Consider the following 16,152-nt stretch of genomic DNA (forward strand, 5'->3'; position numbering starts at 1 on the left):
GTCTATACAAGCAAATATTCTCACATAAAAAAAGCGACCTTGAAGGTCGCTTTTTTATGTCTAAATGACTTAATTATCTGAAATTAAAGCCACTTGCTGAATGTAGTTAAACAACTTCAAACGCGAAGCTTTAAGTTGTTCTTCATCCGCCTGCTGTTTCATATCACGGTGAATACGCAATACATGCTGACGAATGGTATGACGTTCCGCGGCATTATAAGTTTTGGAAAACTCATTAATGACCACATCACCATCTTTGATCATACGGTCAACCCAACGCTGCAATTGAGCGGTTTTTTTCGCGCCTTGTTGCGGTGTCAAATAAGACAAAATCACCGTTTCATCTTCATTACGCAACAACTTCCCAATGCGTAAAAATTGGCGACGACGAGCTTCATTTGATGTAATTAGTTTTACATCCAAAAGAGCTTCAATCAAACGCTCTTCAACAGGTAAGTTTTGAATTTGTTTAGTGTTCAACTCTGCAAGTTGAGAACCCAAAGATGCCATACGTTGTACGGCTTTTTTCTGTTCAGTTTTACTTGCACGTCCTTCTAAAGATTCAAAGTCTTCTTCAGTAAAACTATGCGGTCGACGTGCCACGATTAATCTGCCTCGTAAAATTTTGCTGCAAATAGTGCCTGAATCTCAGATAAAGCTTGTTCTTCATCTGCGCCTTCAAGCACCAAGCGTAAAGTGGTGCCCTTTCCTGCGCCTAGCATCAGGAGGGACATAATATTTTTGGCATCCACCAATTTGTCTCCTTTTCCAATTTGGATTGAAGAACGGAATTTAGTGGTCACTTCAATGAGCTTGCCAGATGAACGCGCATGTAACCCTAGTTTATTAATTACGTCAACAGTTGTGTCAATCATGCCCAGTGCTTCATTTCTCGATGGAGGACCTGAATAGACCATTTTGCCTCAAGGGCTTTTTTTAGTCTATCCACAATATATACAGAGCGATGCTGCCCACCCGTACAACCAATTGACACGGTCATATAGTGACGATGCCCTTCAGCAAAAGCTGGTAACCATTTATCTAAAAACTTATAAATATCTTGGAACATTTCGTGCGTTTGCTCACTTTGTTCCAAAAATTTTTGCACAGGAGCATCCAGTCCTGAATACTTTCGTAGTTCTAAATCCCAATGTGGATTGGGTAAATGTCGAACATCAAACACATAGTCAGCATCCAACGGAATACCGTGCTTAAAGCCAAAAGACTGCAAAATCAAAATCAGGTTATCCGACTGCCCCAACTTTGACAGCAAGGTATGCTTTAAATCGTGCACACTTTTATCGGTGGTATCAATATGCACGGTTGAGCGCAAATTAATCGGCAATAGAAGGGTTTTCTCTTCTTGAATACACTGGTTCAAACTTTGAAAGCGTGTCGCCAACGGATGCGGACGACGTGAAGCACTAAAGCGCGCAATCAGCTCTTGGTCACGCGTGGTCAAATAAATAATATCGACCGTACCATGCCTTTGCAATTGTTCAAACACCAAGTCGAACTCTTGCAAATCTGCACGTGTACTGCGTACATCTACACCAAGCGCCAACTGCTCAAGATTATTTTCCCGATCCAGCTTGGCAACAATCTCTGGGAGTAAAGCCAAAGGCAAATTATCAATACAGTAATAACCGAGGTCTTCCAACACTTGTAATGCAGAGGATTTACCCGAACCAGACTGTCCTGTAACAATTAAAATGCGCTTCATCTTAATCCTTTGAGAGGTGAGCTTGACTAAATATGTTTCACTTTCAAGTTATCAATTAAACGAGTTGCCCCGAGTTTTGCCGCAATGAAAAGCACCACATCTTGGTCAAATGCATCCATTTTTTGCAATGCAGGTGTGCGTGCTTCCACATAATCCACAACAAAACCAGCCTGTGTCAATGTCGCCTTTATATTTGCTAACACATCCGCTAAAGCGGTACCGGCTTGTAGCGACTGTTCAGCCGCTTTTAAGCTTTGATATATGGTCGGTGCCTTTTGACGGTTTTCTTCGCTTAAATAACCATTACGTGAACTTAAAGCCAAACCATCTTCAGCACGTGCAATTGCCACACCCATCACTTCAAGCGGCATATTCAAATCACGAACAAACTGACGAATCACAGCCAACTGTTGATAGTCTTTTTCACCAAAGAAAGCAAAATTAGGTTGCACAATATTGAACAGTTTCGTCACCACAACAGCGACACCATCAAAATGACCTGGGCGTTGTAGACCACACAAATCATTGGTGATATCTGAAACAGTAATATTGGTCAAACGTGGGCTGTTGCCATACATTTGCTCAACCGATGGTGCAAACACGATGTCACAACCAACCTCGGCCAACAAGCGCTGATCTTGTTCCAAGGTACGTGGGTAACTGTCAAAATCTTCATTGGGTCCAAATTGAATAGGATTCACAAAAATGCTGACTACAACCACATCACAGAGTTTTTTCGCTTCGCGTACAAGGTTCAAGTGCCCCTGATGCAAGTTCCCCATGGTCGGGACGAAACCAATACTTTTTCGAGCCGTTCGCGCAGGGTTCAATGATGCTGATAGGCCTTGGATCGTGGTTTCAGTTTTCATGTTTTACAGCTCGACTTGGAATGTTTGTTCTTTCGCAGGGAATGAGCTATCAAGCACCGCTGCATGGTATGCCTTGAACGCATCCAAAATCGCCGTTTCCCCTGCTTGTTCTTTCATAAAGTTACGCACAAATTTTGCAACACGACCAAAAGTCAGTCCAAGCATGTCTTGTACCACCAAGACTTGACCATCGGTATCCACACCTGCACCAATGCCAATGACAGGTACATGTGGGAACAACTCACTAATTTCTTTACCGAGCTGCGCAGGCACACACTCTAATAACAGCACCGCAGCGCCTGCATCGACCACAGCTTGGCAGTCCGCAATTAATTGGTCTGCCGCTTCACGTGTACGTGCTTGTAATTTATAGCCACCAAACACATGTACAGACTGTGGGGTTAAACCTAAGTGTACACATACAGGAATACCGTTTCGTGTCAAAACTTGAACCGTTTCAGCCAGCCATGCACCACCTTCAACTTTGACCATTTGCGCGCCCGCTTGCATCACCACTTTTGAGCTTCGCAAAGCATCATTTAAGGTGGCATAACTCATAAACGGTAAATCGGTCATGATTAAGGCATGTTGATTACCACGGCGTACAGCTGCGGTATGATAAGCCATATCTTCAACTGTAACAGGCAAAGTGGAATCACGACCCTGTATCGCCATACCTAGCGAATCGCCAATTAAAATGGTATCAATTTCAGCAAGTTCCATTGCCTTTGCCATACTTGCATCATAGCAAGTCAGGCAGGAAAATTTGCGACCTTCTGCTTTAAATTTTCTTAAGTCATTTAAACTAATCATCAAACTATTCCTTTCAACATCTTTAGCTCGGCTAAATTAAATCTCTGCCCAATTGCCTGCATCCAGCACGCTCAACGTGGGTTGTTGTACAACAGGCAGCTGTTTCAACGCAATACCATCAATGTGTAAATTGGGGTCTAAATCCAGTAGTGGAATCAACACAAAATCACGCTCCATCACACCGACATGTGGCACGGTTAAGCGTTCATGCTGAATTTTCTCTTCTGCATAGATCAGTAAATCTAAATCTAAAGTGCGTTCACCCCAATGGCGTAAACGTACACGTCCCGACTCTTGCTCAAAACGTTGCAGTTCATCCAGCAAAGCCAACGGCGCCAAGTCTGTGCTGAGTTGCACCACAGCATTTAAATAATTGGGTTGGTCTTGCGGTCCCATCGGTGGGCTTTGATACAGCTTGGAGATCTTCACATCGCCAAGACTGGCCAACTTGTGCACCGCTTCAGTCAAAATCACCTTAGAGTCGCCTAAGTTACTACCTAGACCAATGTACGTGACGATGCTCATTGTGTCGGCCCAAAAATCACGCTGCTTAAATCACGTTGAACACGTTTACGTTTTAAAATTGGGTGGTCTGCGCCAATCTCTGTCGAGCTGTGACCTGCTCCCCTACCAGTCTGCGTACGAGCTTCAGCGTGTTGCTTCGGTTTACGTGCACGGCGACTGCGCGATTCTTGCTCTTGCACCAGAGGCTCAATTTCATGACTTACCGTTTTGGCAATCGCTGCTTCTTCAGCACTTGCTTTACCACTGCGACGTGATTTTGCACGTTGGCGGTTATATTGGCTGATAGCACGTTCTTTTTCATCGGTGCTCATCAACTGATACGCGTCCCACCATTGTCCCATGCCGAGCGTACCCTCATCACCGGATTTTTCGCGAAGTAACAAGAAGTCAAAGCCTGCACGGAAACGTGCATGGCTAGATAAGGCTTGAATTTGCTGTGCTTTCGGATTGAGTAAGCGAGTTTGCATTTCCCACACTTCACGAATGAAGGTTTCGGCAAAGCGCGGAATAATAGTCCGCGTGGCTTGGCGTTTTAATACATCCAGTCCTGCTTGTGCACGCGCTTCAGCTGCAACCACACCCTTACTGCTATAAAACTCACAACGTTCTAAGAACGGTTGCCATAACAATACCGCATAGAAAAATGCAGGGTTGATGGTTTTGCCCACTTGAATACGCTGATCGGTATTCTTAGCGGCACGTTCAATAAATGGGGTAATATTCGGTTGGATATCTGCAAATAACTGCTTCCAAATGCCGAAGTCAATCAGCATTGGCAACACACGATTTAGATGTCCCATCGTGAACAACTTCTGAGATTCATCATATAAACGGTGCGGCGAAACATCACGCAGCAACTGCGTCATTTCCAAGGTGAAAACGTCGAGAATTTGCTGATCGATTGAGAAACCTAATTTTGCAGCAAAACGCAAAGTCCGTAGCATTCGCACAGGATCTTCTTCAAAACGCGTTTGTGCATCGCCCAGTAGACGTAAGGTTTTATTTTTAATGTCATCCACAGCATGACAGAAATCTAAGACAACGCCCTTGCGTGGCTGATAGTACATTGCATTAATTGAAAAATCGCGGCGAGCAAAGTCTTGCTCTATCGTGCCCCAATTGTTATCACGCAAAATCATGCCTTGCGCAGAGGTGACTTCTTTCTTCGGCGGTGCACGGAAAGTTGCCACTTCAACCAACTCACGACCTGAATAGACATGAGCCAGCTCAAAACGGCGTCCGATAATACGGCAACGTCGTCCGAAAACTTCTTTTACCTGTGACGGTGTTGCATTGGTCACTGCATCAAAATCTTTGGGATTTAGGCCAAGCATCATGTCGCGGACACCGCCACCGACGATATACGCTTCATAGCCTGCCTTAGTTAATGCATCGATCACATCTAAAATGTAAGAAGGTAATTGAGCGGTTGATAAACCACATTTTGACGCGCGCAAAGTTTGCAAAAGCCGCTGTCTCCTACGCCTAAACGTAAAATTCTAAGATGACGCTAATCATATATCTAACACAATCAAAGGGCAATTTGATTATCGAAAGCAAAGCAGGATTCTGATCAATTCACCAATAAATGACACCGCTTTTTTCACAAGCCCAAACGAGTTTTATTTTTTGCAAAAATTGCCGGTCCAATCCCGCGCACCTGTTGTAGCTCATCTATGGTCTTAAATGGCCCTTGTTTCTGGCGATAGGCCACAATTGCCTGTGCCTTTTTTAGACCCACACCCTGAAGTTGCTGTAATTGATCAACACTGGCTTGATTTAAACTAATTTTATTTGTGCTCGACACAGGTTGAGCCTGAACAGGAGACACAGCACGTTTCACGCTTTTAGGAGCTTGAATACGATCATCCCACACCTGCTGCTCTGCTTTCCAGTTCAGATAGTTCTGATCAAAAGACTGTGCATAACTACTGGGTATCCACGCCAGTAAACTCAGTAATAACAACGCAATGATCAACAAACTTACTTTTATTTTTATCAATTCAAGCCACCATTTTTATTATTTCAGTTGTAATTTGGCTTGCTCCCACAGTTGATCCATTTCTTCTAAGGACATCTGCTCAATCTTTTTTTGTTGTTGCAAAGCTTGATCTTCAATGAAAGCAAAACGAGTACGAAATTTATGAATCGTACTCAAAAGCGACATTTCGCTTGAGACGCCCAGTTTACGTCCAACATTGATCATTGAAAATAAACAATCGCCAAATTCATCTGCTATTTCATCGGAATTTTGCTGTTGAACCGCATGTTTCAATTCAGCTAATTCTTCTTCAAGCTTGGTATAAGCACCTGCTACATCTGGAAAGTCAAAACCGATCCGTGCTGCATTTTTTTGAATCTGTTCCGCTTGTTGTAAGGCTGGGCCATGCTTGATGCTGTCTAATCGTGACTGTGCCTTACCTTGTTTTTCCTGTTGTTTAATTTGCTTCCAAAGCTCGCCTACATCTTCGGCAGACAAAGCTGAAAACTGCTGTGCTTGAAAAACATGGGGATGACGACGAATCAGTTTTTCTGTGATGGCATGGACCACATCTTGAAAATTAAAAGCCCCTTGCTCGGCATACATCTGTGACTGGAACACCACCTGTAGCAGTAAATCACCCAACTCATCGCGCACCTCATCAGCTTTACCTGAACGCACAGCAGCTTCAACTTCATAAGCCTCTTCAATGGCATAGCGGGTTAAGCTTTCTGGAGTTTGCTGTTGATCCCATGGACACTTTTCACGTAATTCACGCATCACGTTCAGCAATTGTTCCATGTTTATCTCTCTTCAAAAATCATATTGATAAAAATTACATTATGACGGCATTCATTTGTTATGCTCAATCCAATCACAACAATAACATCAAGAAAAAGAGCAACAAGGAGCAGTTTCAATGCGCAGTATTTTGATTAGCGGTGCAGCCCAAGGTATTGGTGCGGCCATCGCCCGCTTATTTTATACACATCACTACAAAGTCGGGATTTATGACATCAATAGCGCTCAAGCCCAACAGCTAGCAGCTAGCCTCGGCCCAAATGCCAAAGCAGGACAGCTCGATGTTTCCAGCTATCAAGACTGGCAAACAGCTTTAGCCGAGTTTGTCACATGGGCAGGTGAGCTCAATGTTTTGGTCAATAATGCAGGAATTCTATTCTCTGGGCCTTTTGAACACACAGAGATCAGCGCACATCACAAAACCATCTCGATCAATGTTAATGGTGTACTGAATGGCTGCCATGCTGCATTGCCCTATCTCAAACAAGCGAATTTTGCCCGCATCATCAACCTTTCATCAGCTTCAGCCATCTATGGTCAAGCTGATTTGGTCTCGTACTCTGCCAGTAAGTTTGCAGTACGCGGTATCACCGAAGGCTTAGATACCGAATGGCAGAAATATGGCATTCGCGTATTAGATGTTATGCCGCTATTTGTACAAACTGCCATGGTGCAAGATATGCAAGCGAAGAGTATTCAAAACATGGGGGTACACTTAACTACAGAAGATGTAGCGCAACACGTTTTTCAACGTGCTGTTGCAAAAGATACGGCACTCACTGCAACCCATCAAGCCGTGGGTGCCAAAGCCAAGCTTTTATTTCAACTGAGTAAAATCAGTCCCCAATTTCTGAATCGCCTAACCAACTTGTACCTTTCTAAATAAAAAAAGAGCCTGCAATTGCAGGCTTTTTTTTCAATTCGCTTAGTTACCTTGTACCAAACGACGCGCACTAATAATGCCTGGTTGTTGCTCTAATCGCGCCAACAGTTTTGATAATTGCGATAAGCCTTTCACTTCAATCAACAATTTCATATTGGCAATACCGTCTGCTTCAGAGATGGTATTAACCTGACGAATATTGATTTGATCGGAGAAAATCACTTGGGTCAAATCTTTGAGCAAACCACGGCGATCATAAGCTTCCACCACAATTTGCACACTCTGACCACGCGTTGGCTGCATTTCCCAATCGGCTTCTACTGCACGTTCAGGTTCATTTTGAATCATGCGTAAGTAGTCAGGACACGCTACTTTATGGATGCTCACCCCACGGTTCAAGGTGATATAACCCGCAATTGACTCACCATGCACAGGCTGACAACACTGCGCCACATGCAGCTCAACGTTATCTAAACCATCAATCAGAATGCCATGCGCTGACAAGGTATGACTAGCACGTGGATTCAAAGTTGGCTTCAGCACCAGTTCAGGTTCGTCCTGATCCAAATGCATATGACGGTTCACCTGATTGATCAATGCATGCAGACTAATGTCACCATTGACCAGTGCAATCAGAATGTCTTCACCCGCTTTGACATTAAAATGATTGCAGTAATCATTCAAATCAATACTTTTTGGGTGAATTGCTAAACGTGAAAGTTCTTTGTTGAGCAGGTCACGGCCCACTTCCAAGTTTTTGCTGCGGTCTTGTTGTCTAAACCAATGGCGCAGCTTGTCACGCGCACGTGCCGTCTTGATATAACCTAAAGAGTTCACCAACCAATCACGGTTTGGCTCACGGTCTTTCTTGGTTAAAATCTCAACTTGTTCACCCGTTTTTAAGGTATAGGTCAGCGGAACATAACGCTGATTCACTCTCGCGGCATAACACTTGTTCCCGACTTGAGTATGCACATGATAAGCAAAGTCGAGTACGGTCGAACCACGTGGGAGCTCTTTAATATCGCCATCACGGCTAAAGACATAAATCTTCTCAAAATCCTCAAAATCTTGAATCTGCTCAAAATTTTCAGAGTCTTCATCAGACTTATGTACATTCGCATCATTTCGCTCTTGATAGTGTTCAAGTACTGCACGCAATGAATGTAAACGATGGTTAAAAGAGCGATCGGTATTCTTACCGCCCTCTTTATAGTTAAAGTGCGAACACACCCCAAGTTCTGCTTCTTCATGCATGCTCTTGGTACGAATCTGAACTTCAAGTGACTTATTTTCCGCAATCACAGCCGTATGCAGTGAGCGGTAACCATTGGCTTTCGGATTGGTAATATAGTCATCAAACTGATGCGGAATATGCCGCCAAATTTGGTGCACGATCCCCAACGAGTGATAGCACTCAGGAACCGTTTTAACCAAGACCCGAACGGCACGAATGTCATACAGCTGATCGAAGCTCAGGTTCTTACTTTTCATTTTTCGATAAATCGAATAAATGTGTTTTACCCTGCCACTAATTTCAGCTTCAATACCATGCTCATTCAAAGATGCACGCAAAGTATCAATCACAAACTGAATATATTGCTCACGCTCCAGTCGCTTTTCATTCAGCAGCGTCGCAATTTCTTTATAGCGATCGGGTGCTAAATAGCGAAAGGCTAAATCTTCCAGTTCCCACTTTAACTGCGCAATCCCTAAACGGTGTGCCAGTGGTGAGTAAATGGTTAAGATTTCTCGTGCTACACGCTCTTGACGCTCTTTAGATGAAGTCGCCAATTCACGCAGTGCATAAGTCCGCTCAGCCAATTTGATCAGTACAACGCGCACGTCTTCCGTCACTGAAATCAACATTTTATAAATGCCGTTTAAGTGCTCGCGCTGATTGTTATTAAAGTGATCTTCGAGGCGTTTATTCTGCTCGATGAGGTCAGATAACTTACCCATAGCCAAAGTGCCTTTGACCAGTGCATGCACTTGTTCGCCAAAATGCTCTTGTACTTCCGCCAAAGGAATCACGCCTTCGCGTACACCACGATAGAGCATCGCAGCAGCCAAGGTGTCTTCATCGACATGTAGATGGGCCAGAATATCCGCCATTTCAATACCGGTATAAAAGGTATTGGAACGATGATTAACCGTGGTTTCTAACTCTTTTTGTAAAGTCAAATTGGCAACTTCTTCGAGTTGCTCAAGCTTCGCATCATCTAATATGCTTCGAACACGATCTAACCATTCAGCCAAATCATGTTGAGCTTGTTCGGCATGCTCTACAGTCGCCTCCTGAGACAACTCATTGAGTCGCCCAGGTAGTTGCTCACGTACTGTGACCATACCCTTCTCCTACACTTTTACGCTTCATATTCTTTAATCGTTTATCTCATTATCTTTTTCAAACAATGCTATCGACTCAACGTGACCTGTGTGGGTAAACATGTCCATCACACCGGCTTTGACTAATCGATAACCCTGTTGTACCAACAGCCCCGCATCCCTTGCGAGTGTCGCTGGATTACACGACACGTAAACGATTCTTTTTGCACCAAAGTTAGGCATATAATGCATTATTTCCTCTGCGCCTGCACGTGGAGGATCTATCAATAATGCATCAAATCCTTGATTTGCCCAAGAATGATGCGAGAAATCTTTTGTTAAATCTTGTGAAAAGAACTTCAACTGGCCAAGAGCATTACGTTCCGCATTTTCTGCACCACGTTGAACCATTTCTTCACTGCCTTCAACACCAACCACTTGTCCTGTTGCACCCACGCATCGAGCCAAAGGCAAAGAGAAATTTCCTAGACCACAGAACAAATCGAGAACACGTTCTCCTTGTTTTAAATCTAGCAAGTCACATGCCAATTTCACCATTTGCGGGTTAATGGTTGAGTTTACTTGAGTAAAGTCGTGTGGGTTAAATCCAAATGCCACATCAAAATCATTTAAACGATAATGTAAACGCATCTCTGCATGTTCATCATCCATACGCTTTAGACTGTCTGGGCCTGCAGCTTGTAAATACAACTGCCACCCTCTGTCTAACGCAAATTGTTTTAATCGGTTGACATCCTCTGTGTTTAATTTTTCAGTATGTCGCACCGTGAGGGCGATGTCACAATCCCCCATGGCCAATTCTATATGACCAATAGCCGCTTTGGCTGTTAGACTTTGGAGTAACTGCTTCAAGCGTGTGATTGAACCAAACGCTTGATCTAACACCAAGCAGCGATCAATTGAAGTTAGTTTATTGGTTTGACGCTCTCGAAAACCCACGACCAATTGATCTTTGTGCGGCAAATAACGCACCCCAATGCGTGCTTTACGGCGGTAGTCTTCACGTAAAGAGCGCAAAGGCGGCAACCACTCTTCAGGTTGAATCCCTGCAAAATGCTGCAAATGCGATTTAAGCACTTCTTGCTTTAAACGAATTTGCTCATCGGGATGAATGTGCTGCATATTACAGCCACCACAGCTTTTAAAATGCGGACACTTCGGCTCAACCCGAAAAGCAGAGGCTTCACTGAGGAGTTGAACAGCATCGGCTTCCTCTAAACGCTTTACCGCATGGGTAATCTGCGCTTTAACCGTTTCACCCGGCAATGCATAGTTAATAAAGACTTTTTTACCCTGCTTCTCTGCAGGATGGTCTGGATGCGAACCATAGTGCGCTATGCCGCGTCCTTCATGCGAAAGTGACTCAACCTGAAAAATATAACTGGGCTGTTGAGTTGGACGAGGTTTGGCTCTATGTTTCATGTGTACCTATAGATGGGAAGGGGAAAAATCGGCAGCGGTAAAAGCCGTCTGCTGTGAGGTCTCACGCCACACCGACAAAAAGTCTTGATGCTGCGGTTGGGCCTGTAAAAACTGGATGGTTTGATCAATAAAATGACGGTGGTCTTGAGCGAGCAATTGCCCTTTGAGCAAGAGCCAACGCAAATACACCAACCATGTATTTAGCACATCACCTTCACAATAACTGGTGAGTTTGAGCCATTCCTGCGCCCGAACATATTCAGGTACATGATAAGCCCCATCGCCTCGTTTACCGGGATACCCCAATAAATGGGCAACATCATCTAGCTTTTGGAAATGACGTCCATTAAACATTGCCATCACATCCATCAGGTCGATGTGACGCTGATGATAACGGTTCTGATAGTTATTATAGCGCTTTTGTGTGTCAATTTCGCCTTGATCGAACAAAGCAGGTGCAGTTAAACCATGATACATAGCACGAAGCATGATTACAGGTAAGTCAAACTGAGCACCATTCCAGCTCACTAAAGTTGGTAAGCGCTTATCAAATATGGATAAAAACTTACTGAGGATTTCTGCTTCCGAATATTGCTCACGGCTAAAAGAAAAAAGTTTCATCTGGCCTTGGTCATCCAGCCATAAGCCTGAAATACACACAATTTCATGCAAAGCCAAACGCTGAAAATCCATGCCTGATTCTTGGCGACGCAATTTGGTCAGTGCCGCCTCCAAATCAGCCTCAGGCAAATCTAAACCATATAAATGCGCCCCCGATCTCAAATCTGTCATTGTTTCGATATCAAAGGTGAGAACGGGTAAACGCATAGCAGGACTCTCTTTTATTGTTTTATTCAGGATCGACCACAGAGAAAAGACCCGTCGATAAATAACGGTCACCACGGTCACAAATAATGCACGCAATGACAGCACCAGGGTTTTCTTCAGCAATTTTAATCGATGCCCACACCGCACCACCTGAAGAAGTTCCTGCGCTAATCCCTTCTTTTTGCGCCAATTTACGCATGGTTTTTTCCGCTTCAATTTGCGGAATATCAATAATTTGATCAATCCGACTGCGGTCAAAAATCGTTGGTAAATATTCTTCAGGCCAGCGGCGAATCCCTGCGATACTTGAACCATCCGATGGCTGTAAGCCAATAATTTGAATGTCGGGGTTCATCTCTTTGAGATATTTAGAGACCCCCATAATGGTACCTGTAGTGCCCATTGAACTTACAAAGTGAGTGATTTTGCCACCTGTTTGCTGCCAAAGTTCAGGCCCAGTCGTTAAATAATGTGCTTCAACATTATCAGGATTACCAAACTGGTTGAGTACATGCCCTTTGCCTTCTTCTTGCATTTGCAAAGCCAAATCACGTGCACCTTCCATGCCCTGTTCTTTGGTCACTTCAATCAGTTCCGCGCCATAAGCACGCATTGCATCTTTACGTTCTTGGCTCATGTTGTTGGGCATAATCAGTTTCATCTGATAGCCACGCATCGCAGCAACCATCGCCAGTGCAATGCCGGTATTTCCACTGGTCGCTTCAATCAAGGTATCGCCCGGCTGGATTTGCCCTCGCTTTTCCGCTTGCATAATCATGTTATACGCGGGACGGTCTTTGACAGAACCTGCGGGGTTGTTGCCTTCTAACTTTGCCAATACTGTTGCTTGAGTGTGACTAGCCAGACGCTGTAAACGCACCAGTGGAGTTTTTCCAACATAGTGATCTAACAAAAATTCGTCTGCTTGAAAATCAGTGGATGTAGTACTCATTCTTTGCACCTTGATCGAGGTGCGCCTATTGTATGGAAAAATGCCAGTCCCTGCACCCATTTAGCGTGCTTTTTCGCGAAAGTGATTAAAGCACCATCGATTTTTTATAAAGCGTGCTACACTTCAAAGCATAGGGAATAAATCACTTGCACCATGTCAAATATCAATAAAAAGTTATTTAATCGTCTGCACTTAAACCATGCTTATGGACAGCTCATTGCACTTATTTTCGTGCCGATTATGATTTTGGCCTGTGTAGGTGCATTACTGGTTATTACCGAAACTTCAAATGCAGCCAAAGCCCAGCAGCGACAAATGGCGATTGCGATTTTAACGCGCTACCAACTGGATGCAGAAGCGGCGATCAATTTGGTGAATGCCTCCCCTTGGCAGTATGAAAATGCACGTTATTTGATGCAAAAGATGTTAGATGAAAAACATCTGATTCGTGCCGCAATTATTGATGAAAAAGGCAATAACAAACTCAGCATTGGCTACCAAGACCAAGCGCCGTGGCCTGCGTTGAAAAAAAATACTGATTTTTTTGGCCCGATGAATTTTAAAGGTAATACAGTATATGGTTTGCCCATCAACCAATTTACAGGCACGCCTGCGCAGTTGGTGGTTGAATTAGATAACCAGCCTTTACAAATTGCCCGTTATCGCGTGTTGATTGTGTTGATTGCGACAGGTCTGTTGACACTATTACTACTTTTACTCTGTTTAAATTTCTACTCGCGTCGCTGGATTGCGCCGATGTATGAAATTCGCATGCAGCTGCAACGTTTAAATGCCGACACCCTCGATCAACACATGCTGATTAACAGTACTGGTGAATTACGCTTACTACAGCGCGATATTGCCAATGTGGTGAAACGCCTGCATTTTAGTTTTTTAGAATTGAAAGAACACACTGAGCAGACGGAAGACGATTTACGTCGAACCCTTGACACTTTAGAAGTACAAAACATTACCTATCGTCAAGCGCGTGACCAAGCCATTTCAGCAAGTCAGTCCAAGTCTGTATTCTTGGCCAATATCAGCCATGAACTGCGCACGCCACTGAACAGTATTGATGGTTTTATTCACCTGTTACTGCGTCAAGACAACCTCAACAATGATCAAAACCTGTATTTACAAACCATCCGTAAATCATCTGCACACTTACTAGCACTGATTAATGATGTTTTAGATTTTTCAAAAATTGATGCCGGTAAACTAGAACTCGATACTGCAACTTTTGATTTAGAAGAAGCAATTTTTGATGTTATGGATATGCTATCTCCTCTTGCTGCACAAAAGCATATCGATATGGCCTTTTACTATGCCGACAATGTGCCAAAGCATGTGGTTGGAGATGCCCTACGCTTCAAACAAATTTTAACCAACCTGATTTCCAATGCCATTAAGTTTACTCCTGATGGCGAGATCATCGTCCGCGCAAGAATGGAACAAGATGATATTGGACAGTGCCTATTGCACTTTAGTGTACAAGACAGCGGCATCGGACTCAGTGGAACCGACCGCAAAAAACTGTTTGAGTCTTTCTCGCAAGGTGATGCTTCAGTCACGCGCCAATTTGGCGGTACAGGTCTAGGCTTAGCGATTTCCAAACAGCTAGTGCATTTGATGCAGGGGCAAATTGGATTTGAGGACAACCAAGAACGCGCGCCCACCGAAAAAGGTTCCACCTTCTGGTTTACAGCCATGTTTATGGTCAATGAAGAAGATGAGTACGTTGAGCATCCTCAGTTTAGCGACATGCAAGTGGTTTCGTATTTGGCACATCCTGCAACGGCCAATATTCTGCGTCATTATCTTGAAGACTATGCTGTGGAGCACATCGAATCGAGTTCAATTTTAGACTTGTTCAGTCACCTCAACAGACTGCCTCAAGATGTGGAAAACACATGGTTGATTGTTGACCATAGTGGGGATACCGAAGCTTTATTAAAAGAAATTCGTCAACGTTATAGCGGTAACCTTGCGGTTTATGGTTACCAGATGTCACTCGATTTGACTACGCTGAATGAGTATCGCGCACGACCATTATACCAACCGCTCAGTCGGAGTGCTTTGATTCAATTACTCAGCAATCAACCGCTATTTGAAGAAGATGAAATGGAGTCCTTCAATGGTCAAGGCTTACATATTTTAGCGGTGGATGACCATCTCCCTAACCTGATTGTCCTTGAAGCCCTGCTGGGCGAATTGAATGTCAAGACAACAAAAGCTTTAAGCGGTCAACAAGCCTTAGAGATTTTACAAGAGCGTGCTGAACACGACAGCAAAGCTTTTGATTTGGTATTTATGGATATTCAAATGCCTGTCATGTCGGGGGTCGATACCACACGTGCCATTCGTGCGCTGGAGTCAACCATTGAAAACCATAAACGTTTGCCCATCATTGCCCTCACCGCACATGCATTGGCCGATGAAAAGCAAAAACTACTGCAAGTCGGCATGGATGACTATGTCACCAAACCAATTCAAATTGATCAGATTATTCAAATCCTGACCCATTGGACCACTGATCGCTTCAATAAAGGCTCACCCGTTGAAAAAGCTATCGTGATTGAAGCACTCGATCCTAAGGTGCTCGACTGGCAGCAAAGCTTACAGTTAGCCGCCAATAAAGAAGATTTAGCGGTCGACTTATTGCGTATGTTAATGGACAGTTTTGATACTGAGTTGCATGAAATGAAGCAATTGATTGAAATGGAAGATTTCCCACAATTGGAGCATGTGCTACACCGCCTGTATGGTGCAACACGCTATGTCGGTGTACCCAACTTACAAGAAGCAACAGGGACATTTGAACAGTTTGTTTCAACCTTACGTAAAGAGCGTCGTAAAGCAGATGAACAATTTGTTCAAGAAACCATCAAGCGTTTCAATGAACTCAAAGTCGTGATTGAACAAGTACAACATGCGGCACAGCAAATTTTAATCAAACATAGCCCATAAAACATTCAAAAGAGCATGACACCTAAGACAAGTTGTGAC

General features: G+C 43.8%; 15 protein-coding genes. 2 read left to right on the forward strand and 13 right to left on the reverse strand.

Annotated elements, in window-relative coordinates:
• Positions 1 to 69: 69 nt before the first annotated feature.
• From yjgA to mazG, 9 genes are all read right to left on the reverse strand, one after another.
• Positions 70 to 603 carry a ribosome biogenesis factor YjgA gene (yjgA, locus tag ACSC9N_RS14115; protein WP_005400753.1) on the reverse strand — a complete coding sequence of 178 codons (534 nt, stop codon included), beginning with the start codon at positions 601 to 603 and terminating at the stop codon, positions 70 to 72.
• Between the two features lie 2 nt (positions 604 to 605).
• Positions 606 to 875, reverse strand: coding sequence for an HPr family phosphocarrier protein (locus ACSC9N_RS14120; protein WP_130234912.1), 270 nt, complete (start codon positions 873 to 875; stop codon positions 606 to 608).
• Positions 872 to 1,723 carry an RNase adapter RapZ gene (gene rapZ, locus ACSC9N_RS14125; protein ID WP_004692298.1) on the reverse strand — a complete coding sequence of 284 codons (852 nt, stop codon included), beginning with the start codon at positions 1,721 to 1,723 and terminating at the stop codon, positions 872 to 874. The genes ACSC9N_RS14120 and rapZ overlap by 4 nt, the downstream gene beginning before the upstream one ends.
• Positions 1,724 to 1,749: 26 nt before the next feature.
• Complete coding sequence (gene panC, locus ACSC9N_RS14130; protein WP_010325934.1) at positions 1,750 to 2,592, reverse strand: pantoate--beta-alanine ligase; 843 nt, start codon at positions 2,590 to 2,592, stop codon at positions 1,750 to 1,752.
• Positions 2,593 to 2,595: 3 nt separating this feature from the next.
• Positions 2,596 to 3,405 (reverse strand): 3-methyl-2-oxobutanoate hydroxymethyltransferase, encoded by an 810-nt coding sequence (gene panB, locus ACSC9N_RS14135; protein ID WP_010325933.1) that lies wholly within the window; start codon positions 3,403 to 3,405, stop codon positions 2,596 to 2,598.
• A gap of 36 nt (positions 3,406 to 3,441) precedes the next feature.
• Positions 3,442 to 3,930: a 2-amino-4-hydroxy-6-hydroxymethyldihydropteridine diphosphokinase gene (folK, locus tag ACSC9N_RS14140; protein ID WP_010325932.1), complete on the reverse strand. Its 489-nt coding sequence runs from the start codon at positions 3,928 to 3,930 to the stop codon at positions 3,442 to 3,444.
• Entirely contained in the window at positions 3,927 to 5,396 is a 1,470-nt protein-coding gene (gene pcnB / locus ACSC9N_RS14145) for a polynucleotide adenylyltransferase PcnB (RefSeq protein ID WP_010325931.1), read from the reverse strand. Before pcnB ends, folK begins: the two co-directional genes overlap by 4 nt.
• Positions 5,397 to 5,533: 137 nt before the next feature.
• Positions 5,534 to 5,932: a ComEA family DNA-binding protein gene (locus ACSC9N_RS14150; RefSeq protein ID WP_029574943.1), complete on the reverse strand. Its 399-nt coding sequence runs from the start codon at positions 5,930 to 5,932 to the stop codon at positions 5,534 to 5,536.
• 18 nt (positions 5,933 to 5,950) lie between these two features.
• Positions 5,951 to 6,712, reverse strand: coding sequence for a nucleoside triphosphate pyrophosphohydrolase (mazG, locus tag ACSC9N_RS14155; protein WP_010325929.1), 762 nt, complete (start codon positions 6,710 to 6,712; stop codon positions 5,951 to 5,953).
• A 118-nt stretch (positions 6,713 to 6,830) separates the two neighbouring features.
• Here mazG and ACSC9N_RS14160 point away from each other — a divergent pair, with 118 nt between their 5' ends.
• A complete protein-coding gene (locus tag ACSC9N_RS14160) occupies positions 6,831 to 7,598 on the forward strand; it encodes an SDR family oxidoreductase (protein WP_010325928.1) in 768 nt (255 codons plus the stop codon).
• A gap of 39 nt (positions 7,599 to 7,637) precedes the next feature.
• Here the strand turns inward: ACSC9N_RS14160 and ACSC9N_RS14165 are convergent, their stop codons facing one another.
• The 4 genes from ACSC9N_RS14165 to cysM are packed head-to-tail and all read right to left on the reverse strand — an operon-like array spanning position 7,638 to position 13,146.
• The gene (locus ACSC9N_RS14165; RefSeq protein ID WP_004979149.1) at positions 7,638 to 9,944 is read right to left on the reverse strand and encodes a RelA/SpoT family protein; all 2,307 of its coding nucleotides are present in this window, start codon (positions 9,942 to 9,944) and stop codon (positions 7,638 to 7,640) included.
• Positions 9,945 to 9,977: 33 nt separating this feature from the next.
• Positions 9,978 to 11,366, reverse strand: coding sequence for a 23S rRNA (uracil(1939)-C(5))-methyltransferase RlmD (gene rlmD, locus ACSC9N_RS14170; RefSeq protein WP_010325927.1), 1,389 nt, complete (start codon positions 11,364 to 11,366; stop codon positions 9,978 to 9,980).
• Between the two features lie 6 nt (positions 11,367 to 11,372).
• Positions 11,373 to 12,194, reverse strand: a complete 822-nt coding sequence (locus tag ACSC9N_RS14175; RefSeq protein WP_004692313.1) for a 3'-5' exonuclease — start codon at positions 12,192 to 12,194, stop codon at positions 11,373 to 11,375.
• 22 nt (positions 12,195 to 12,216) lie between these two features.
• Positions 12,217 to 13,146, reverse strand: coding sequence for a cysteine synthase CysM (gene cysM, locus ACSC9N_RS14180; protein WP_005400763.1), 930 nt, complete (start codon positions 13,144 to 13,146; stop codon positions 12,217 to 12,219).
• Between the two features lie 153 nt (positions 13,147 to 13,299).
• On the opposite strand from cysM, the gene ACSC9N_RS14185 reads away from it, so the two are divergent.
• A complete protein-coding gene (locus ACSC9N_RS14185; RefSeq protein WP_010325926.1) occupies positions 13,300 to 16,113 on the forward strand; it encodes a GacS-like sensor histidine kinase in 2,814 nt (937 codons plus the stop codon).
• Positions 16,114 to 16,152 lie beyond the last annotated feature (39 nt).

It is taken from the genome of Acinetobacter sp. PC34, from assembly GCF_051789135.1.
GTDB lineage: Bacteria > Pseudomonadota > Gammaproteobacteria > Pseudomonadales > Moraxellaceae > Acinetobacter > Acinetobacter johnsonii.